The sequence below is a fragment of the Patulibacter sp. NPDC049589 genome (assembly GCF_040675535.1).
GTDB lineage: Bacteria > Actinomycetota > Thermoleophilia > Solirubrobacterales > Solirubrobacteraceae > Patulibacter.
The window spans coordinates 40,120-59,604 of sequence record NZ_JBFAPC010000011.1; the positions used below are offsets into that span (position 1 = coordinate 40,120).

General features: G+C 75.3%; 17 protein-coding genes. 12 read left to right on the plus strand and 5 right to left on the minus strand.

What is annotated here, in order from left to right:
• Positions 1-211: 211 nt before the first annotated feature.
• A complete protein-coding gene (locus AB0L40_RS03610) occupies positions 212-784 on the plus strand; it encodes an NUDIX hydrolase (protein ID WP_364349291.1) in 573 nt (190 codons plus the stop codon).
• Between the two features lie 219 nt (positions 785-1,003).
• On the opposite strand, the gene AB0L40_RS03615 is transcribed toward AB0L40_RS03610, so the two are convergent.
• On the minus strand, positions 1,004-2,710 hold the full coding sequence (locus AB0L40_RS03615; RefSeq protein ID WP_364349294.1) for an NAD-dependent malic enzyme: 1,707 nt from the start codon (positions 2,708-2,710) through the stop codon (positions 1,004-1,006).
• Between the two features lie 267 nt (positions 2,711-2,977).
• Here AB0L40_RS03615 and AB0L40_RS03620 point away from each other — a divergent pair, with 267 nt between their 5' ends.
• The 3 genes from AB0L40_RS03620 to purB all read left to right on the plus strand — a co-directional run bounded on the left by AB0L40_RS03620 (position 2,978) and on the right by purB (position 7,042).
• Complete coding sequence (locus AB0L40_RS03620) at positions 2,978-3,733, plus strand: glycerophosphodiester phosphodiesterase (protein WP_364349297.1); 756 nt, start codon at positions 2,978-2,980, stop codon at positions 3,731-3,733.
• 232 nt (positions 3,734-3,965) lie between these two features.
• The gene (locus AB0L40_RS03625; RefSeq protein ID WP_364349300.1) at positions 3,966-5,624 is read left to right on the plus strand and encodes a CoA transferase; all 1,659 of its coding nucleotides are present in this window, start codon (positions 3,966-3,968) and stop codon (positions 5,622-5,624) included.
• Between the two features lie 137 nt (positions 5,625-5,761).
• Positions 5,762-7,042: an adenylosuccinate lyase gene (gene purB / locus AB0L40_RS03630; protein ID WP_364349303.1), complete on the plus strand. Its 1,281-nt coding sequence runs from the start codon at positions 5,762-5,764 to the stop codon at positions 7,040-7,042.
• A 266-nt stretch (positions 7,043-7,308) separates the two neighbouring features.
• Here purB and AB0L40_RS03635 read toward each other — a convergent pair whose 3' ends face one another.
• Positions 7,309-7,707: a hypothetical protein gene (locus AB0L40_RS03635; protein WP_364349306.1), complete on the minus strand. Its 399-nt coding sequence runs from the start codon at positions 7,705-7,707 to the stop codon at positions 7,309-7,311.
• A gap of 100 nt (positions 7,708-7,807) precedes the next feature.
• Between AB0L40_RS03635 and AB0L40_RS03640 the strand changes: the two genes are divergently transcribed.
• The 3 genes from AB0L40_RS03640 to AB0L40_RS03650 all read left to right on the plus strand — a co-directional run bounded on the left by AB0L40_RS03640 (position 7,808) and on the right by AB0L40_RS03650 (position 9,744).
• A complete protein-coding gene (locus AB0L40_RS03640) occupies positions 7,808-8,137 on the plus strand; it encodes a metalloregulator ArsR/SmtB family transcription factor (protein WP_364349309.1) in 330 nt (109 codons plus the stop codon).
• A 136-nt stretch (positions 8,138-8,273) separates the two neighbouring features.
• Positions 8,274-9,020: a VTT domain-containing protein gene (locus AB0L40_RS03645; RefSeq protein WP_364349312.1), complete on the plus strand. Its 747-nt coding sequence runs from the start codon at positions 8,274-8,276 to the stop codon at positions 9,018-9,020.
• A 10-nt stretch (positions 9,021-9,030) separates the two neighbouring features.
• Entirely contained in the window at positions 9,031-9,744 is a 714-nt protein-coding gene (locus AB0L40_RS03650) for a hypothetical protein (protein ID WP_364349315.1), read from the plus strand.
• Positions 9,745-9,938: 194 nt separating this feature from the next.
• On the opposite strand, the gene AB0L40_RS03655 is transcribed toward AB0L40_RS03650, so the two are convergent.
• Positions 9,939-11,846: a glycoside hydrolase family 2 TIM barrel-domain containing protein gene (locus AB0L40_RS03655; RefSeq protein WP_364349318.1), complete on the minus strand. Its 1,908-nt coding sequence runs from the start codon at positions 11,844-11,846 to the stop codon at positions 9,939-9,941.
• A 579-nt stretch (positions 11,847-12,425) separates the two neighbouring features.
• Between AB0L40_RS03655 and AB0L40_RS03660 the strand changes: the two genes are divergently transcribed.
• Positions 12,426-13,184, plus strand: coding sequence for an isocitrate lyase/phosphoenolpyruvate mutase family protein (locus tag AB0L40_RS03660; protein WP_364349321.1), 759 nt, complete (start codon positions 12,426-12,428; stop codon positions 13,182-13,184).
• A gap of 132 nt (positions 13,185-13,316) precedes the next feature.
• Here the strand turns inward: AB0L40_RS03660 and AB0L40_RS03665 are convergent, their stop codons facing one another.
• Positions 13,317-13,805, minus strand: a complete 489-nt coding sequence (locus AB0L40_RS03665; protein WP_364349324.1) for an Lrp/AsnC family transcriptional regulator — start codon at positions 13,803-13,805, stop codon at positions 13,317-13,319.
• 38 nt (positions 13,806-13,843) lie between these two features.
• On the opposite strand from AB0L40_RS03665, the gene AB0L40_RS03670 reads away from it, so the two are divergent.
• Both AB0L40_RS03670 and AB0L40_RS03675 read left to right on the plus strand, forming a co-directional pair.
• A complete protein-coding gene (locus tag AB0L40_RS03670) occupies positions 13,844-15,250 on the plus strand; it encodes a cystathionine beta-synthase (protein ID WP_364349327.1) in 1,407 nt (468 codons plus the stop codon).
• Complete coding sequence (locus AB0L40_RS03675) at positions 15,247-16,353, plus strand: PLP-dependent transferase (RefSeq protein WP_364349330.1); 1,107 nt, start codon at positions 15,247-15,249, stop codon at positions 16,351-16,353. Before AB0L40_RS03670 ends, AB0L40_RS03675 begins: the two co-directional genes overlap by 4 nt.
• Before the next feature lie 29 nt (positions 16,354-16,382).
• Here AB0L40_RS03675 and AB0L40_RS03680 read toward each other — a convergent pair whose 3' ends face one another.
• Positions 16,383-16,865: a hypothetical protein gene (locus AB0L40_RS03680; protein ID WP_364349333.1), complete on the minus strand. Its 483-nt coding sequence runs from the start codon at positions 16,863-16,865 to the stop codon at positions 16,383-16,385.
• A gap of 207 nt (positions 16,866-17,072) precedes the next feature.
• Here AB0L40_RS03680 and AB0L40_RS03685 point away from each other — a divergent pair, with 207 nt between their 5' ends.
• Positions 17,073-18,260: an acyl-CoA dehydrogenase family protein gene (locus AB0L40_RS03685; protein ID WP_364349336.1), complete on the plus strand. Its 1,188-nt coding sequence runs from the start codon at positions 17,073-17,075 to the stop codon at positions 18,258-18,260.
• A gap of 11 nt (positions 18,261-18,271) precedes the next feature.
• Complete coding sequence (locus AB0L40_RS03690) at positions 18,272-19,411, plus strand: acyl-CoA dehydrogenase family protein (protein WP_364349338.1); 1,140 nt, start codon at positions 18,272-18,274, stop codon at positions 19,409-19,411.
• Positions 19,412-19,485: the final 74 nt, after the last annotated feature.

The window sequence follows — 19,485 nt, forward strand, 5'->3', positions numbered from 1 at the left end:
GGAGGTGGGCCGGCGCTGTCGAGGCGGGCGCGGCGTCGTGATCGGGTGGAGGTGGGCCGGCGCTGTCGAGGCGGGCGCGGCGTCGTGATCGGGTGGAGGTGGGCCGGCGCTGTCGAGGCGGGCGCGGGTGCGGTCGACGACCTCGGTGTGGGGCGGGACGGGCACCGGGGCGACGTCGGCGCCGCCCGGCCCGTCCGCCAGACTCCCCGGGGTGACCACGCCCGAGGACCAGCCGCGCGCCCGCACCGTCTCCAGCCGCGAGGCGTACCGGAACCCGTGGATGGTGGTGCGCGAGGACGTGATCGAGCGCCCGCACCCGGACGGGACGCCGCGTCCCGGGATGTACGCGGTCGTGATGAAGCCCCATGCGGCGGTCGTCGTGCCGTTCGACGGCGAGGTCGTCCACCTCGTCGGCCAGCACCGGTACCCGATCGACCGCTGGTCGTGGGAGTTCCCGCAGGGCGCCCACCACGAGGAGGGCGCGGACGAGGACCACGAGGCGATCGCCCGCGGCGAGCTGCAGGAGGAGACCGGCTACACCGCCGGGCACCTGCGGCGGCTGGCGGACCTGGCCTTCGCACCGGGCATGTCCGACCAGATCTTCACGGCCTGGCTGGCGACCGACCTGCGCCCCGGCGCCGCCCGCCCGGACGCCGAGGAGGAGGGCATGCTCCGCTCCCGCACCGTGACCCCGGCGGAGCTCGACGCGATGGTGTCCGGCGGCGAGGTGATCGACGCGGCGACGGTCGCGACCTGGCACCTGGCGCGGCCGTTCATCGGCTGAGGGTGGTCGCCGTCGTCGTCGAGTTCGGTACCTGGGAGGTGCAGAAGTCGATGCGACCGGCCGCCGGTGGGGGCGGGCGGCGGAGACTCGTCGAGTTCGGTACCTGGGAGGTGCAGAAGTCGATGCGACCGGCCGCCGGCCGCCGGCCGCGGGCCGCCACCGGCGACTCGTCGAGTTCGGTACCCGGGAGGTCCAGAACTCGACGCGACCGCCGTCCGCCTACTCCGCGTAGGAGGGCTCCCACCGCGCCCGGGCGATGCGCTCGCGCAGGTCGTCCTCGTCGCGGTGCGGGGCGACGCCGTCCTGCACCGCGGCCAGCGCGACCGCCAGGGCGACGTGGTCGGCGACGTCGCGCAGCTCGGAGATCGGCGGCAGCAGCGTGCCGTGCGGGTCGGTCAGCGCGGGGGAGAGGGACCCGAGGGACCGCGCCGCGGCCCGGAGCATCGGGTCGGTCACCCGCGCGGCCTGGGCGGCCACGACGCCCATCCCGACCGCCGGGAAGACGTAGACGTTGTTGGACTGCGCGACGCGGACCGAGCGGCCCTCGTACTCGACCTCGGGGAACGGCGAGCCCGTCGCCATCAGCACGCGGCCGCGGGTCCAGCGCATCAGGTCCCGCGGGTCGGCCTCGGCGCGTGCGGTCGGGTTCGACAGCGGCAGGATGATCGGCCGGTCGACGTGGGCGGCCATCTCGCGGACGACCTCCTCGGTGAACGCGCCGCGGGCGGTCGACAGGCCGATCAGCGCCGTCGGCCGGACGGCGCGGACGACGTCGGCGAGCCCGGCGTTCGGCGGGAACGGCCCCACGAGGTGCGCGGGCGCGGCCCCGTCGCCCGCGGTCGTCCCGCGCGGCGCCGGGCCCGAGGGGACGGCGTCCCCGGCGTCGTCGCGGGCGTAGACGCGCTGGGCGTCGGTCAGGTCGGTGCGGTCGGTCGTCAGCAGGCCGTCGATGTCGACGACCCAGAAGCGGCGGCGGGCCTCGTCGGGCGTGAGGCCCTCGTCGACCATCGCCGCGCGGACCTCGTCCGCAACGCCGATCGCGGCCGACCCCGCGCCGAGGATCACGACGCGCTGCTCCTCCAGCGGGTGACCGGCGACCTTGACCGCGCCGATCAGCGCGCCGAGCGCGACCGCCGCGGTGCCCTGGATGTCGTCGTTGAAGGTGCAGATCCGGTCGCGGTAGCGGTCGAGCAGCGGCCGCGCGTTGGTCGACGCGAAGTCCTCCCACTGCACGAGCGTGCCGGGCAGCTCGTTCTCCACGGCGGTGACGAACTGCTCGACGAAGTCGTGGTACTCCTGCCCCTGGATCCGCTCGTGGCGCCAGCCGAGGTAGCCGGGGTCGTCGATCCGCTCCTGGTTGTTCGTGCCGACGTCGAGCACGATCGGCAGCGTCCGCCCGGGGTTCAGGCCGCCGATCGCGGTGTAGAGCGCGAGCTTGCCGATCGGGATGCCCAGGCCGCCGGCGCCCTGGTCGCCCAGGCCGAGGATCCGCTCGCCGTCGGTGACGACGATGACGTCGACGTCCTTCTGGCGCCGGTTGCGCAGGAGCTCCGGCAGCCGGTCGCGCATCGGGTAGCTCAGCGTCAGCCCGCGGGGGCGGCGGAACAGCCGGTGGAAGCGCTGGCAGGCGAGGCCGACCGTCGGCGTGTAGACGATCGGCAGCACCTCCTCCAGGTGGTTCACCAGCAGCCGGTAGAAGAGGACGATGTTCGTGTCCTGCAGCTCGCGCAGGTTCACGTACTTGTCGATGTCGCTGCGCCGGCGGCAGAAGACCTCGTAGGACCGCTTGACCTGCTCGTCGAGCGTCTCGATCGCCGGTGGCAGCAGCCCGTCGAGCCCGAGCACGCGACGCTGCTCGGCCGTGAAGGCGGTCCCGCGGTTGCGGAGCGGGTCCTCCAGGATCTGCGGGTACTGCACCGAGGCCATGCCCAGAACCTAGTGGGCCCCCGGCCCGGGCCCTGCCGGTGGGGCGCATCGTCCACCCGCTCGGGGCGGGGACGGGCGGCCGCGCAGCCGGTGTTCTCGCGGCCCGGGCACGTGTCGGCGCCACACGATGGGGACCGGCCCGCCGGCCCGCTGCCCGCCGCAGCGGGCCGGACACGGAATCCCTGCACAGCGGCCGTTCACAGCGGCACCACGCGGCGGTCACTTCCCGGTGACATCCCGTGCCGCGCCGAGGCGGAATCTGGGTCCATGGCCGGACTCCCGCCGCTCTACGCCCACCGCTTCGGGCGCGACAAGGGCCCCGACTCGTCGCGGCGGGCCCTGCGCCGCACGCTCGCCGGCCCCGTCGACGGCCTCGAGACCGACGTCTGCCTGACGGCCGACGGCCGGATCGCCGTGATCCACGACCCGTGGCTCCAGCTCGGGACGACGATCAAGGGCTGGGCCCACGAGACCGACTGGGCGGACATCGAGGCCTCGTACCTCCGCGACCGCCACGGCGTGAAGACCGCCCAGCAGCCGATGGTCCTCGAGGACCTGTGGGACCAGATCCCCAACGGCATGCCGCTGCAGCTCGAGGTCAAGGCGCACGGCGACCCGGACCTCGCCGCCCGCACCGCCGAGGCCGTCTGCGACGCCCTGCAGGGGCGTCCGGAGCGCCACGGCGTCGAGGTCATCTCGTTCCACGCGGTCGCCTGCGAGGTCGCCGCCGCCCGCGGCGAGGACGCCCGGCTCGTCGTCTGGTCCGACGTCCCCACGCCGGCGCTGCTGGACTGGGCGATCGGCCACGGCGTCGGCGGCGTCTGCGTCGAGCCCCAGCTCCTCCACGCCCGCCTGGTCGAGGACCTCCGCCTGGGCGGGCTGAGCGTCACCAGCGGCACGATCAACGACCTCGAGCTGGCCCGCCGCGCCGCTGCCCTGGGCATCGACGCGATCACGAGCGACCGCCCGGGCTTCCTGCGCTCGGCCGAGGTGGCGGAGCGCGCGCAGACGCTGGCGGGCTGAGGACGGCGGGACGGGCCGGCGACCGCTCGCGGCGGCGGGGCCCGAAGGCCGGTCCGTGGCCGCGGCCGGTCCGGGAGGCGGGTCGCATGCCGGGGGCAGGGCGTCGGCCCGACGAGTGCCGCGATCGTGGCGTGCGGGTCCTGCGGCGCGCGGGACCCGGCGAGCCGGTCAGCCACGCACCGGGCCTGCCGCTGCGCGCGGGATCGCGGAATCAATCATCTAGGTTCGGGGGATGGGCGTGCCCGCCGACCCGACCGCCGCGCTGCTCGACGAGGCCTGGACCGCCCTGGCGGGGCCCGGCGCGTCCCGGCCGGCGCTGGAGGTGACCGGCGAGGACGTCGGCGCGCTCCCGTCCCGCCTGCCGGTCCTCCCGGCGATGACCGCGGCGATCGCGGCGTCGACGATGGCGGCCGCGGTGCTCGATGCGGCGCGGGGTGGCGGCGGTCGGCGCGGCAGCGACGCTCGCGAGGCGTTCGACGCCGGTCGCGGCGACGCGCTCGCCCCGGACGCCGGTGCGGGGCGCGACGTCGACGGCCCGGCGGTCGCCGGGGGACGTGACATCGGCGGCGCGGGAGCCAACGGTGGCCGCGACGTCGATGGCTCGGGGGTCGCCGGAGCCCACCGGAGGACTGATCCCGACCTGGTCGGCGTCGACCTCCGGCACGTCGCCCTCGCGGCCCGCAGCGAGCGGCTCGCCCGCGTCGAGGGGGAGCCGTCCTCGTCGTCGTTCGCACCGCTCTCGCGCTTCTTCGCGACCTCCGACGGCTGGATCCGGCTGCACGCGAACTACCCCTGGCACCGCCGCCGCGCGCTCGAGCTCCTCGGCACGAGCGACGATCCGGACGCGGTGGCGCGGGCGATCGCCGGGTGGCGGGCCGTCGAGCTCGAGGACGCTCTGGCGGCCGCCGGCGCGCTCGGCTTCGCGGTCCGCACGCTCGAGGAGTGGGCGCGGCATCCGCAGGGCCGGGCGGTGGCGGGTGAGCCGCTGGTGCGGTTCGGGGCCGGGGGAGGCGGCTCGTCGTCGTCCGGCGGTGGCGGCGCGGCGGACGGTCGCGGTGCGGCGGCCGTTGGCGGTGCGGCGGACCGTCGCCGCGCGGCCCCCGGCGTCCCCGGCCGCGCGGCGCGGGGCCTGCGGGTCCTCGACCTGACGCGGGTGATCGCCGGCCCGGTCGCCACGCGGACCCTGGCCGCCTGGGGTGCCGACGTGCTGCGGATCGACGGCCCGGACCTGCCGGAGTCGCCGGCCACGGCGGTCGACACCCTCTCCGGCAAGCGCAGCACCGACCTCGACCTGGGGACGCCCGACGGACGGGAGACCCTCGAGCGCCTGCTGCGGGAGGCGGACGTCATCGTCCACGGGTACCGGCCCGGCGCGCTGGCCCGGTTCGGCCTCGACGCCGACGAGCTGGCGGCCCGACACCCGCACCTCGTCGTCGTGGTCCTCTCCGCCTGGGGCGGCGTCGGCCCGTGGGGCGGTCGGCGCGGGTTCGACTCGCTCGTCCAGTGCCCGACGGGCATCGCGGCGATCGAGGGCGACGACTGGGCCCCGGGCGCACTGCCGGCCCAGGCGCTCGACCACGCGACGGGCTACCTCGCCGCGGCCGCGGCGCTGCTCGGTCTCGCGGCCGTCGCCCGCGGTGTGCGCCCGCGCCCGGCGTCGCTCTCGCTCGCCCGGACGGCGCACTGGCTCTGCTCGGTCGGCACCGGCGAGCGGACGGGCAGCGGCGAGGACCCGGCCCCCGGCGACCTGCTCGTCCCCCTGGCCGGCGCACCCCGCCCGGTCCGCGTGGTCGCCCCGCCGGGCCGCATCGGCGACCTGGTCCCCCGCTGGGCGGCGACGACGACGCTGGGGGCTGACCGACCGGAGTTCTTGCCGCGGGTGGTGGGCTGAGGGCGGCGGGGCGCCGCGCGCCGGACGCCGGCCCGCTCCGCCCCACGCCCGCCGCGCAGCACCCACGCCCCGCCCCGCGGTCCGACGACCACCGCCGCACCGCGCCCGCGGCCCCCGATCCGCGAGAATCGGCCGCGATGATCCCGCGCTACACCCGCCCCGAGATCGGTGCCGTCTGGACCGACGACGCGAAGTTCGAGAGCTGGCGGGAGGTCGAGGTCGCCGCGTGCGAGGAGATGGACGGGCCGACGGAGGACGATCTCGTCCAGATCCGCAAGGCCACGTTCACCGCGGAGGCCGTGCACGAGCGCGAGCGGATCACCGACCACGACGTCGCCGCGTTCGTCGACGTGCTGTCCGCCGACGCCGGTCCCGGCGGCCGCTGGATCCACTACGGGCTGACGTCGTCCGACGTGCTCGACACCGCCCTGGCGCTGCAGATCCGCAAGGCGGGCGAGATCCTCGTCACGGGCGCCCACGAGGTCGCCGAGACGCTCGCCGCCAAGGCCCGCGAGCACGTCCACACCGTCTGCGTCGGCCGCACCCACGGCGTGCACGCCGAGCCCACGACGTTCGGCATCAAGCTGGCCGGCTTCGCGTTCGAGGCCGACCGCAACGCCAAACGCCTGCAGGCCGCGTTCGCGCAGGTCGCCGTCGGCGCGCTGTCCGGCGCGGTCGGCACGTACGCCGCGACCTCGCCCGAGTTCGAGGCCCGCGTGCTGGCCCGCCTGGGCCTGCAGGCCGAGCAGATGTCCACGCAGGTGATCCCGCGCGACCGCCACGCCGAGCTGCTGCAGGCGATCTCGCTCGCCGGCGCCGGCCTCGAGCGCCTGGCCACCGAGATCCGCCACCTGCAGCGGACCGAGGTGCGCGAGGCCGAGGAGCCGTTCAAGAAGGGTCAGAAGGGCTCGTCGGCGATGCCGCACAAGCGCAACCCGATCACGACGGAGCGCATCACCGGCCTGGCCCGCGTCCTGCGCGGCTACGCCCAGGCGGGCGTCGAGAACGTCGCCCTCTGGCACGAGCGCGACATCTCGCACTCCGGCGCCGAGCGCGTGATCCTGCCCGACGCGACCATCGCCCTGGACTACATGCAGTCTCTCGCCACGCGCGTCGTCTCGGGCCTCGTCGTCCACGAGGACCGGATGCTCGAGAACCTCGAGCTGACCTCCGGCGCCCTGTTCTCGCAGCGCCTGCTGCTCGCGCTGATCGAGACCAACGGCCTCGTCCGCGACGAGGCGTACCGCACCGCGCAGGAGCTGGCCCAGCGCGCGTGGGACACCCGCACGCCGCTCAAGCAGCTCGCCGCCGCGGACCCGCGCTGCGAGGGCCTGGACCTCGACGTCGTCTTCGACCCGAGCTTCCACACGCGCTACGCCGACGAGATCGTCGGTCGCCTGGCGACCGTCGGGCTGTAGGGCCTGGTCCGCCCCACGCCCTACCCGCCTCGCCTCGCCTGCGCGACGCGAGGAGCGGGCGCACGCTGACGACGGCGCAGCGCAGGATCCCCGCGCCCGACGCGCCGAGTCGGGAGAAGAGTTCGCCCGCGGCCGGGACGGACGACCGGTCCCGGCCGGTCCCGCCCACACACGGCGACGGGGGCCGCGGTCCTCCCGGCCGCGACCCCCGTGCCCCCTGTTCTCCTGCGGTGCGCTCCCGTGCCGCCGGGGCGCACCGCGCCCGGTCAGCGGACCAGGGTCTCCTCGCGGTGCGCCGCCGGGGCGGAGACCTCGAGCGCGTGCACGACCCGCTCGGTCCGGAGCTCGTGGATCACGAGGCCGGCCGCGCCGACGATCGCGTAGGCGATGCCGGTCCAGAGGGCGAGGTCGAGGAGCGTGCTGCCGCTCCACGCGAAGCTGGCGACGATGGCCCAGACGCCGAGGACGCCGGTGAGGGCGTCGACGCTGCGGTGGGCGCCACCGCGGGCGGTGTCGTACGCCCCGTAGGCGCCGGCGGCGATCGTGAGGACGCCGACGGCGAAGAGCCACCACTGGACCGCTCCGGAGCCGACGCCCTGACTGACGACGGCGAGGAAGGACCCGAGGGTGAAGACGCTGAGATCGGACGCGAAGCGACGGATCATGAGGAGACCTTTCGTATTGATGGGGATCAATGTCCTGACATCCAAGGTAGCGTGCATATTTACGCTTGTCAATATCGACCCGCATCTATACGTTGTCGACGTGGACCTGCCCTTCCTGCACCGCGCCGAGCCGCTCGCCGAGGCGCCGCTGGCCGACGACGACGCCGTCGACCTGGCCAAGCTCCTGCACGCGCTGGCCAACGAGCAGCGGCTGAAGATCGTCAGCCTGCTGCTGCACCACCCCGACCGGGCGATGAACGGCGGCGAGATCCAGGCGGCCCTGGGCCTGAGCCAGCCGACGACGAGCCACCACCTCGCGCGGCTGGCGAAGGCCGGCCTCGTCGAGCGCGAGAAGATCGGCAGCTTCGTCCGCTTCCGGGTGGCGTCGGTGGCGTTCGAGCGGCTCCGCGGGGTCTTCGCGGAGGGCTGAGAGCCGCCCGCCCCGCCCCGCCCCGCCCCGCCCCGGCCGGTCCCCGCGACGGCGCCGCAGGAGGCGGGCCGCACCGCGGGCCGACCTTCACGGCACGGCCACCCCATCCGGCCCCGGCGCCCGTACCGTCGCTCGGATGGCAGCGCGCGATCGCCACCTCCGCCCGAAGGTGGTGGCGGCCGCCGTCGCCGTCCTCGTGACGGCGGTCCTCGTCGCGCTCGTGCTCTTCGTGCCGGCCCTCAACGACGCGCTCGGCCACGTCCTCGACGGCGACACGGGTGCGCTGCGTGACCAGCTGCGCGACCTCGGCGTCGCGGGCGCCCTGGTCCTCGTGGCCCTCGTCCTCGTCCACACCGTGATCCCCTATCCGGCGGAGCTCGCGCTGGCGGTCGCCGGCTACGTCTACGGCTTCTGGATCGGCGTGCCGCTGATGCTCGGTGCGTGGCTGCTGACCGGGCTGCTCGGCTACGCGCTCGGCCGGTCGCTGGGGCGCCCGGCGGCCCGGGGCCTGCTCGGGGCGGACCGGGTCGACCGGCTCGCCGCGATGCTCGAGGACGCCGGCGCGTTCCCGCTCCTGGCGTCGCGTCTGGTGCCCGTCGTGCCGTTCACGCTCGCCAGCGTCGTGCCCGGCGCGCTGCGGGTGCCGCTGCCGCGGTTCGCGTGGACGACGTTCGTGGGCTACGTCCCGATGACGTGCATCGTCGTCCTGCTCGGCGGGCGCCTGGAGCACCTCTCGCCGACCGACCCGCTGCTCTGGCTCGCGGTCGCGGCGATCCTGGCGATGCTCTTCGCGGCGCGCCCCCTGCTGCGGAGGGTCGAGGGGCGCGGGCCGCGGGACGGAGGAACGAGCCCCGGCGCAACCGCCGGCCACCGCGCCGCGTAGCCTCCCGGCGATGGCCGACGAACCGCTCCTCCCGCTCTCCCCGGGTCAGCTGAAGGCGCTCGGCGCGGCGACCGGGTCGGCCGTCGCCGCGTGGCGTCCCCGGGCGGGGTCCGACCGCCTGCCGCGGGTCCCCGAGCAGGTCCTGGTCGCGCTCGTGGGGCTGCTCCGCGCCGAGGCCACGTCCGACGAGGGACGACGCCACCGCGTGCGCCCGACCCACGCCCGGGCCCGCGCCGGGGTTCGCGGCGCGGCGACCGGGGCGTTCGGGGCCGCGGGGCTGATCCCGACCGAGGTGGTCGGCCTCGTCGAGCAGGCGCGCGCCGGGGTGGCCGCCACCGTCGACCGGGCGCCGGAGCGGACCGACGCCCAGATCGCGTCGGACCTGCTGGTCGCCTGGGCCCTGCTGGAGGACGCCGCGCAGGCCGAGGCGATCTCCGACGGCTCGTCGCCCGGCTCGCTGCTGGACGCGCTGGTCGTCCGCGGCGGGCAGGTGCTGCGCGACGCCGTCCCCGACCGCTGGACGCCGTGGACGACGCTGCGCCTGCTCTGGCGGATGCGGCAGCTGCCCGGCCTGCGGGAGCGGTTCTCGGCGAAGGGCCTGCGCTCGCGCGGCCTGCGCGCGATCCCCGTGTTCGGCGCCGTGCCGTCGGCCGTCGGGTCGTGGCGCGACATGACGACGTTCCAGCGCCGCCTGTCGGCGCACCACCGCGCCGTCGGCGTCTGACCGGCCGCGTCGCCCGGCCGGCCGTGTCGCCCGGCCGGCCGTGTCGCCCGGCCGGCCGTGTCGCCCTGCGGGCCGCGTCGCCCGGCCGGCCGCGTCGCCCTGCCGGGCCCCGGGGCCCGCCGGACGCATCCCGCCCGGTGGTCTGCGCCACCGATCGCCCGACGCCCTCCCGGGTGCCGCCGGGCCGCCCGCCCTCAGCGCCCGTAGGCGCTGCGCGGCGTCGCCCCGACGCCCCAGTTGCTGCCGTCCAGACGCGCCTTCGCCGAGTTCCAGACGGGCTTCGCGCGGCCGTAGTACGTGAGCAGGCCCTTGCGGTGGATGCCGTCGCGCTTGGCCGACTTGGACGGCGTGCCGCCGGTCCAGTTCGGCTTGATGGCGAACTCGCGGACGGTCCAGTAGAGCGCGCCCGACAGGTTCGTGTTGCCGTCGATGACGTTCATCATCCGGTTGAAGTACGCCTGCTGGAACTGCAGCGTCCCCTTCTTCGACCGCGAGCCCGCGCGGATGCCCTCGGCGCCGAACTCCGTGATCGCCATGGCCGCGTTCGGGTACATCCGCTTGAGGCGACGGAGGTGCGGCGCGAAGTCGGAGAAGTCCTTCGTGGAGTGCTTGCCGGACTTGCCGTCGTACCAGCCGAAGTACACGTTCAGGCCGAGGACCGGGAACTGCCCGTACGCCGATTGGATCGGGTAGTTCGGGTAGTTGACGAGGTCGACGGCCGCCGGGACGGTGGGGTCGAGCGTCTGTGCGTCCTGGCGGGCCGTCTGCAGGTAGCCGACGGCGCCGGGGTACTTGTCGACGAGCGCGGAGAGCTCGTTGGCGACGGAGTGCACGATCACCGACGGGTGGTTGCGGCTGGCGGTGACGGCGCGGCGGTTGGTCCGCAGCGCGCGCTCCCGGTAGTCGGGGTCCGACAAGCGCGAGGTGCCCTGGTAGACGGGCGCCTGCGACCAGACCATGATCCCGGCGCGGTCCAGCGCGGAGAGCAGGCGCTCGTCGAGCGTGTAGTGGGCGCGCGTGACGTTCGCGCCCGACATCTCGAGGTCCTGGACGATCTGGGCGATGTCCGCGTCCGTCAGCGCGGCGCCGTGGCCGGGGAGGTCCTCCTGGATCGACGCGCCGCGCAGGCGGAGCTCGCGCCCGTTGAGCTGGAGCTTCGAGCCGACCGCGGTGACGGTGCGGAAGCCGATGCGCCGGACGACCCGCTGCTCGACGACGGCGCCGGAGACGAGCTCGACGGTCGCGGTGTAGAGGTTGGGCGACGACGGCGACCAGAGCTTCGCGTTCGGCACCGGGATGTCGAGCGCGACGGGCTTCTTCGCGCCCGGATCGACGCCGCCGAGGTCGCGGTCCTCGCCGGCGATCTTGGCGCCGGTGCCGTCGGTGACCGCCACCCGGACGCGCAGCGGCAGGTAGGCGCCGGTGCGGTTCTGGACGTCGGCCCGTACGCGCATCGAGCGCTCGCACAGCTCCGGGCCGGTGCAGCTCGCGGTGCCCTGGACGGCCGGGTCGACGGTGTTCAGGCGGGCGCGCGGCACGAGGGAGACCGGTCGGACGATGCCCGCCCAGTTCCACCAGCCCTCCGACAGGGGCGACGGGCGGCGGCCGTCGACGCGGACGGCGACCGTGACGGTGCGGCCCGCGGTGGCGGCCGGCAGCTCCACCTCGAAGGGGGAGTAGGGGTCGTCGTTCTGGACGAGCTCCTGGCCGTCGACGTAGACCGAGGCGACGCGGCGGACGCCCTCGAAGCGCAGGGCCCAGGTCCCGCCGGTCGTGGCGGCGGGCACGTCGACCTTGCGGGCGTACCAGTAGACCGCGCCGGCGTAGCTCGCCGGGGTCGTCTCCGGCTGCGTGACGTCGGGGACCGTGACCGAGGTCCAGCCCGGGCCGGCCCCGGTCGGGCGTCCGGTCGAGGCGCCGTCGTCGGCGGGGTCCGCCACGCGGGTCCAGCCGGTGTCGAGCTGCTGGGCCTCGGGCGGCTGCGCCCCGCCGGCCGGGCCGTTGGGCACCCCGAGGAGGTCGGCGAGCGAGTCGCCGGGCGCCCCGTCCGCCGAGCCGGCGCGCAGCGCGAGCACGATGCACGCGATGACCAGGCCGAGCACGGCGGTCGCGATGAGCAGACGCCGGACCGCTGGGCCGCGCCGAACCGATGGGCCTGATGAGGGGACGATGCGCCTGATCATGCCGGATGCGGCCGACGCGCGACGCCGGTCCGCGGTCGGCGTCCCTCGCGCGCGGGCGGCGTACGCCCGCGGGACGCGTCGCTACTCGGTGGCCGCGATCTTCGTGGCCGGGTCGCCGTCGACCGCCGCGGCGAGTCGCGGCACCGCCTGCTTCAGCAGGTACGGACGACTCAGCGGGCTGTTGAAGCCGAGCGCGCCGGCGAACGCGTCGGCGGCGGACGGCGATCACGCGGCCCTCGCGGACCGCCTTCAGGCGTCGGTAGAGCGGGTCGCGCAGGAGCCCGCGCTCGAGCGAGAGCTCCGTGCCGCCGACGAGCTGCGGCGTCGGGTCGCGGTTCGCGCCCGGGGCCCACGGCCGCGTCTTGTAGGGGAAGGCACCGATGAACTCGCGGACGGCGACGGGCACTCGTCCCCACGGGGCGGGGGCACGCGGATGGGACACTCGGCCTCCCGGGGCGGCGGAGCGCCGCCCGGAACCCCGATACGGAGGAACGAGCAATGGCCGACGACCGCACCGTGAAGAACGCCCAGCGCCTGAAGGAGCTCCACGGAGCCGGAGGGACCCTGGTGCTGCCGACCGTGTGGGACGTCTGGTCCGCGAAGGTCGCGGCCGGCGCCGGCTTCGACGCGCTGACCATCGGCAGCCATCCGCTCGCCGACTCGCGCGGCGGGAAGGACAACGAGGGCCAGACCCTCGAGGAGGTCCTCGCCGCGGTCCGCCCGATCATCGCCGCGGTCGACGTCCCGATCTCGGTCGACCTCGAGTCCGGCTACGGCGCCTCCCCGGCCGACCTGATCGCGGGCCTGATCGAGGCCGGCGGCGCCGGGCTGAACCTGGAGGACACGGTCCACTCCGAGGGTGGGCGCCTGCGCACGACCGAGGAGCACGCCGCGTACATCGGCGGCCTGCGCGCCGCGGCGGACGACGCCGGCGTGGCGATCGTCGTCAACGGCCGGACGGACCTCTTCGCCCGCGCCGAGGACCGGGCCTCCGTCCTCGACGAGGCGATCGAGCGGCTGCAGGCCCTCGTGGCCGCCGGCGCCGACACGGTCTACCCGGTCGCGATCCACGGCGACGACGACCTGATCGCGGCGGTCGTGGAGGCGATCGACGTCCCGGTGAACATCACGGCGCACCCGGGCAAGCACACCCTCGAGCGCCTGCAGAAGCTCGGCGTGGGGCGCGTCAGCTACGGCCCGCTGCTGCAGGCCGCGCTGACCGAGCACACGCAGGAGCTGCTCGCCCGCTGGAAGTAGGCGGCGCCCGCGCCGCCCGCGCCCCCGCGCGGCCCTCGCGGCCGGGGGGGGGATCGGGCGGGGAGCGGGCCGGTCGACGTCGAGCCCCGGCCCGCGTCGACCTCCGGCCCCGGCCCGTACCGAGCGCCGGGCTCAGCCCGCGTCGACCGCCCCGAAGACCCCAGGCCCCCGGGTGTGCTCGTAGACCAGCGACGTCTCGGCGTGCGCGACGGCGGGGTGCGTCGTCAGGTGGTCGACGACGAAGCGGCGCAGGTCCTGCGTGTCGGTGGCGGCGACCCAGACGAGGTAGTCGATCTGACCCGTCACGTGGAAGACCATGAGGACCCCGGGCAGGGCGTTGACCGTGTCCGTGAACTCCTGGATCTGGCCGCGGTCGTGGGCCGCCAGGCGGACCGCGACGACCGCCTGCAGCGGGCGGCCCAGCGCGGCGAGGTCCACCTCGGCGTGGAACCCGAGCAGGACGCCCCGCTCCCGCAGCCGGGCCACCCGCGTCAGGCACGTCGACGGCGCGATCCCGACCTGCTCGGCCAGGGCGGCGTTGGAGATGCGCGCGTCGCCCGCCAGCGCCTCGACGATGCGCCGGTCCACGTCGTCCAGGGCAATGTTCTGCGTAGCGGCCATATCACCGAAGATACTGCGGCTTCGGTTACGATGACTGCATGAATCCGCCGACGCCCGCCGCCGTACCGCCGGCCAGCGACATCAAGGAGTCGATCCTCGACGCCATCGGCGGCACCCCGCTGGTCCGGCTGAGTCGCATCGGCGCCGACCTGACGCCGCAGCTGATCGCGAAGGTCGAGTACCTGAACCCGGGCGGCTCGATCAAGGACCGCGTCGCGGTCGCGATGATCGAGGCGGCCGAGCGCGACGGGCTCCTGCGTCCGGGCGGGACGATCGTCGAGCCGACCTCCGGCAACACGGGCACCGGCCTGGCGATCGCCGCGCGGCTGAAGGGCTACCAGGTGATCGCGGTCATGCCGGACAAGATGTCCCGCGAGAAGATCGACCTGCTGCGCGCGTACGGGGCGCAGGTCGTGGTGTGCCCGACGAACGTCGAGCCGGAGGACCCGGAGTCCTACTACGCGGTCTCCGACCGGCTCGCGGCCGAGATCCCCGGCGCGTTCAAGCCCAACCAGTACGCGAACGCCGCGAACCCGGCCGCGCACTACGCCTCGACCGGCCCCGAGATCTGGGCGCAGACCGGCGGGACGATCACGCACCTCGTCGTCGGCGTGGGCACCGGCGGCACGATCACGGGGACCGCGCGCTACCTGAAGGAGCGCAACCCGGACCTCGTGGTGGTCGGCGCGGACCCGGTCGGGTCGATCTACGCGGCACCGTCCGCGGAGGACGTCAAGGGGTACCTCGTCGAGGGCGTCGGCGAGGACTTCTGGCCGACGACGTTCGACCCGTCCGTCGTCGACCGGTGGGTCCGCGTCAGCGATCGCGACTCGTTCCTCACCACCCGCCGCCTGGCCATGACCGAGGGCATCCTCACGGGCGGGTCGTGCGGCACGGCCGTGCACGCCGCGCTCGAGGTCGCCGCCGACATCGACGACCCGGACGCGGTGGTCGTCGTGGTCCTGCCCGACGGCGGCCGCTCCTACCTCAGCAAGATCTACTCCGACGACTGGATGACCGAGTACGGCTTCCTCGAGCGCGCGGACGAGGAGTCCGTCGGCGACGTCCTGCTGCGCAAGCACGACGACACGATCCCGTCGCTCGTCACGGTCCGGACCGACCAGACCGTCCGCGAGGCCGTCGCCCTGCTGCACGAGCACCGCGTGTCGCAGCTCCCGGTGGTCTCCGCGCGCGACGCCCAGGCGGTCGTCGGGTCGATCGGGGAGCGGGGCGTGCTGAAGCGCGCGGTCGCCGACCCCGACGTCCTCGGCGCGCGGATCGTCGACGTGATGGAGGTGCCGTTCCCGGCGGTCTCGGCGGGCGACCCGGTCCGCGAGGCCGTGGAGCTGCTGTCCGGGGACCGCCAGGCGCTGCTCGTCACCCGCGAGGGGCGGCCCGCCGGCATCCTCACCCGCGCCGACCTGCTGGAGTCGCTGGCCCGATGAGCACCCCCGACCGCGACCCGCACCCGAGCACCGACGCCCTGGCCACCCGCGTCGTGCACGCCGGGCTGGACCCGGACCCGTCCTACGGCTCGGTCATCCCGGCGATCCACCAGACGTCGACGTTCCGGCAGCCGCGCGTCGGCGAGTTCGTCGAGGACTTCGACTACGCGCGCAGCGCCAACCCGACGCGGGCCGCGCTCGAGCGGGCGCTCGGGCAGCTGGAGGGCGGGCACGGCTCCGCGTTCTCCTCGGGCATGGCGGCCACCCACGCGCTGCTCACGGCGATCTGCTCCGCGGGCGACCACGTCGTGATCCCGGGCGACCTCTACGGCGGGACCTTCCGGCTCGTCGACAAGGTGCTGACGAAGTGGGGCCTGCGGTACACGATGGTCGACCAGACCGACCTCGACGCCCTGGCCGGCGCGGTCCGCGACGACACGCGCCTGATCTGGGTCGAGACCCCGACCAACCCGCTGCTGAACGTCGTCGACGTCGCGGGTGTCGTCGCGCGGTCGAAGAACGCGTTCGTCGCGGTCGACAACACGTTCGCGACGCCGGTCAACCAGCGGCCGCTGGAGCTCGGGGCCGACGCCGTCGTGCACTCGACGACGAAGTACCTCGCCGGCCACTCCGACGTCGTCGGCGGCGCCGTCATCACCGCGACCGCCGAGCACCACGAGCAGGTGCGCTTCGTGCAGAACGCGATCGGCGCGGTCCCCGGCCCGTTCGACAGCTTCCTGACCCACCGCGGTCTGCGCACCCTGGCGCTGCGGATGCGCGCCCACGCGGAGAACGCCGCGCTGGTGAGCGCCTTCCTCCGCGACGCTCCCGAGGCCTCCGACGTCCGCTGGCCGGGCTTCAGCGGGATGGTCAGCTTCCGTCACCCGGACGCCCGCGGCATCGCCGAGCGCACGCGCCTGTTCACGCTCGCGGAGTCGCTCGGCGGCGTCGAGTCGCTGATCGAGGTGCCCCAGGCGATGACGCACCAGTCCGTCGAGGGCTCCGACGCGGCGGTGCCGGCGGACCTCGTCCGGCTGTCCGTCGGGGTCGAGGACGGGGCCGACCTGGTCGCGGATCTGCGGCAGGCCATCCGGGGGGCGTGACCGTCGGCCGCGCGCCCGGCCCGTTCCGCCTAGTGCCAGTGCCCCTCGGGGGACGGGCCGACCTCGGCGGCCGCGGCGGCGGGTGCCTGCGCGGCCAGCGGGTTCGGCGGCAGGTCGATCGTCACGCCGAGGATGTTCCCGACGCGACTCGCCAGCAGGTGGGCGCGCTGCGGGTCGCCGTCGATCACGGGCTCGGTGACGATCTCCGGCCCGAGGCCCTCGCCGTCGAGGAACTGGTCGAAGGAGAAGTCGACCTGCTCGCCGGAGGGCAGGACGTTCCAGGCGTGGCCGTCCGGGGTGCGCTCGCCGTGGCGGTCCAGGACGGTCGCGATGACGATGTCGCCGCCGAAGAGCGCGCGGATCACCAGCGCGGACACGGCGCACTGGCCGAGGGCGGGATTCTCGGGCGACCAGCTGTGCGGGTCGTCGGAGGTCTCCATCGACCAGGAGGCGCGCAGGGCCTGCTCGACGTCGGCGAGGGCCGGGAGCGCGTGGGTCGGGTCGGGGGACATATCAGCATGGTCACACGTACGCGGCACGCCGCGTGTGCGGGCGTCACGGAGAGGCACGCAACCGCCGGGCCGCACGGCGGATCCGGCCGCCGTCCCCCTGCCGCCCGCCGCACCTCGTAGCCTGGGGGCGACCCGGCCGGGGTCCGTCCCCGGCCGAGCGCGCGGGGCGATCCTCCCGGGCGGACGACCGAGCACCGAGGAGCAGCCGTGGACCTGACCTTCACCCCCGAGCAGCTCGCCTTCCGGGACGAGCTCCGCGCCTGGCTGGCCGAGCGCGGTCCCGCCGGGTCGCTGACGCCCGAGCCCGACGGCGAGGACGAGTCCTGGGAGTGGCGCCGCGAGTGGCAGCGCACGCTCGCGGCGGGCGGCTGGGCCGGCGTGCACTGGCCGACGGAGGTCGGTGGCCGCGGCGCGAGCCTCACCGAGACCGCGATCTTCTTCGAGGAGCTCGGGCGCTCCGGCGCGCCGCTGCCGGCCGACGTGCTCGGGATCCTGCTGGCGGGCCCGACGCTCATGGTCTGGGGCGACGACGCGCAGAAGGAGCGGCTGCTGCCGACGATCCTGTCGGCGGACGAGACCTGGTGCCAGGGCTTCTCCGAGCCCGACGCGGGCTCGGACTTCGCCGCGGTGAAGACCCGCGCGGTGCTCGAGGACCCGGACGACCCGGAGTCCGACTGGCTCGTGACCGGGCAGAAGGTGTGGACCTCGGGCGCGCAGTACGCGAAGTGGTGCATGCTCGTCGCGCGCACCGGCACGGACGATGCGAACGCCAAGAAGCACCAGGGCCTCTCGTACTTCGTGCTCGACATGGAGCAGGACGGCGTCGACGTCCGCCCGCTCGTGCAGATCACCGGCTCGCCGGAGTTCAACGAGCTGTTCCTGACCGACGCCCGGGTGCCGCGGTCGATGGTCGTCGGCGGCGTCGGCAACGGGTGGAAGGTCGCGCTGACGACGCTGATGAACGAGCGCGCCGGCCTCGCGTTCTTCCTCCAGGTCCGGCTGCGCCAGGCGCTCGATCGCCTCGTCGCCGCGGCCCAGAGAGCGGATTCCCCCGCCCACCCCAGCCCCTCCGAGGACCCCGTGATCGCCGACCGCCTCGCGGACCTGCACCTGCGGACCGAGGCGCTGCGGCTGATGGCCTGGAAGGGCCTCACCGCCATCGAGCAGTACGGGCAGCCCGGGCCCGAGGGCTCGCTGACCAAATGGCTGTGGAGCGAGACGAACCAGCTGCTCGCGCAGCTGGCCGTCGACGTCGTCGGCGCCGAGGCGCTGTCGGCCGACAGCCGCTGGGGCTACGAGCTGCTGCGGGCCCGCGGCAACTCGATCGAGGGCGGCACCACCGAGATCCAGAAGACCATCATCGCCGAGCGCGTGCTCGGCCTCCCCCGGCGCTAGGAGCGATCAGCATGCGATTCGACCTCTCCGAGGACCAGCAGGAGATCCAGCGGGCGGCGCGCGAGCTGCTCGCCGGCCGCGCGAGCTTCGCGCAGCTGCGCACCGTCGTGGCCAGCGCGGGCGAGGAGCCCGAGGGGATGCCCGACCTCTCGCGCACGCCGGGCGAGGACGCCGCCCTGACCGCCGAGCTCGCCGAGCTCGGCTGGACCGGCCTCGCGATCCCGGAGGAGCACGGGGGCCAGGGCCTCGGCCTCGTCGAGCTCGCCGCGATCACCGAGGAGCTCGGCTACGCCGTCGCGGCCGTCCCGTTCCTCGGCACCGTGACGGCGGCGCTCGTCGTCCGGCACGAGGGCACCGAGGATCAGCGCGGCGACTGGCTCCCGCACCTCGCGTCCGGGCAGCTGCGCGGCGCGACGACGTTCACCGGCGACCGCGTCCCGGTCCCGGGCGCGGCGGACAGCGGCCTGCTCGTGGTCGGCGACCCCGACGGCGGACCGTCCGCGCTCTACGCGCCGGGCGCCGGCATCGTGGAGCCGGTGCAGGCGATCGACCCGACCCGCGGCCACGGCCGCGTGCCGATCCCGCAGCTGGACCCGGAGGAGGAGCTCAACGGCCGCGGCGAGTGGCTCGGCGGCACGCCGACCCCGTCGGGCCCGGGCTTCGACCGCGCCGCGATCGTGGTGGCGGCGGAGCTCGTCGGCGTCACGCAGCGCGCGCTCGACATGACCGTCGCGTACGTCAAGGAGCGCAAGCAGTTCGGCGTGCCGGTCGGGTCGTTCCAGGCCGTCCAGCACGGCGCGGCGCAGATGCTCCGCGACGTGGCCATGGCGCGGGTCCTGACCTACAACGCCGCGTGGACCGCCGACGCGATCGAGGCCACCGAGGACCCGGACGAGCGCGCGCGCCTGACGGCGGAGCTCCCCGTCGTCGCGGCGATGGCGAAGGCCGCCGCGTCCGACGCGGGTCGGACCGTCACCGCCGCGGCCGTGCAGCTGCACGGCGGCATCGGCTTCACGTGGGAGGCCGACGTGCACTGGCTGCTGAAGCGCGCGCAGGTCGACGCGGCGCTGCTCGGCGGCGCCGGGCACCACCGCCGGCGGATCGCGGCGCGCACGGCGACGATCCCGGTCTCGGAGCCCGCGGCGGACTGACGGGGGCGTCAGCGGCGGGAGCCCGAGTACTCCAAGATCAAGCTCGTGAAGGTCGCCTACGGCGACGACGACGA

What these genes read in the sequence shown, in the direction of transcription:
- AB0L40_RS03615 (WP_364349294.1), bottom strand. Translation starts at nt 2,710, where the DNA reads ATGGCCTCGGTGCAGTACCCGCAGATCCTGGAGGACCCGCTCCGCAAC.
- AB0L40_RS03620 (WP_364349297.1), top strand. Translation starts at nt 2,978, where the DNA reads ATGGCCGGACTCCCGCCGCTCTACGCCCACCGCTTCGGGCGCGACAAG.
- AB0L40_RS03625 (WP_364349300.1), top strand. Translation starts at nt 3,966, where the DNA reads ATGGGCGTGCCCGCCGACCCGACCGCCGCGCTGCTCGACGAGGCCTGG.
- purB (WP_364349303.1), top strand. Translation starts at nt 5,762, where the DNA reads ATGATCCCGCGCTACACCCGCCCCGAGATCGGTGCCGTCTGGACCGAC.
- AB0L40_RS03635 (WP_364349306.1), bottom strand. Translation starts at nt 7,707, where the DNA reads ATGATCCGTCGCTTCGCGTCCGATCTCAGCGTCTTCACCCTCGGGTCC.
- AB0L40_RS03645 (WP_364349312.1), top strand. Translation starts at nt 8,274, where the DNA reads ATGGCAGCGCGCGATCGCCACCTCCGCCCGAAGGTGGTGGCGGCCGCC.
- AB0L40_RS03650 (WP_364349315.1), top strand. Translation starts at nt 9,031, where the DNA reads ATGGCCGACGAACCGCTCCTCCCGCTCTCCCCGGGTCAGCTGAAGGCG.
- AB0L40_RS03660 (WP_364349321.1), top strand. Translation starts at nt 12,426, where the DNA reads ATGGCCGACGACCGCACCGTGAAGAACGCCCAGCGCCTGAAGGAGCTC.
- AB0L40_RS03665 (WP_364349324.1), bottom strand. Translation starts at nt 13,805, where the DNA reads ATGGCCGCTACGCAGAACATTGCCCTGGACGACGTGGACCGGCGCATC.
- AB0L40_RS03670 (WP_364349327.1), top strand. Translation starts at nt 13,844, where the DNA reads ATGAATCCGCCGACGCCCGCCGCCGTACCGCCGGCCAGCGACATCAAG.
- AB0L40_RS03675 (WP_364349330.1), top strand. Translation starts at nt 15,247, where the DNA reads ATGAGCACCCCCGACCGCGACCCGCACCCGAGCACCGACGCCCTGGCC.
- AB0L40_RS03680 (WP_364349333.1), bottom strand. Translation starts at nt 16,865, where the DNA reads ATGTCCCCCGACCCGACCCACGCGCTCCCGGCCCTCGCCGACGTCGAG.
- AB0L40_RS03690 (WP_364349338.1), top strand. Translation starts at nt 18,272, where the DNA reads ATGCGATTCGACCTCTCCGAGGACCAGCAGGAGATCCAGCGGGCGGCG.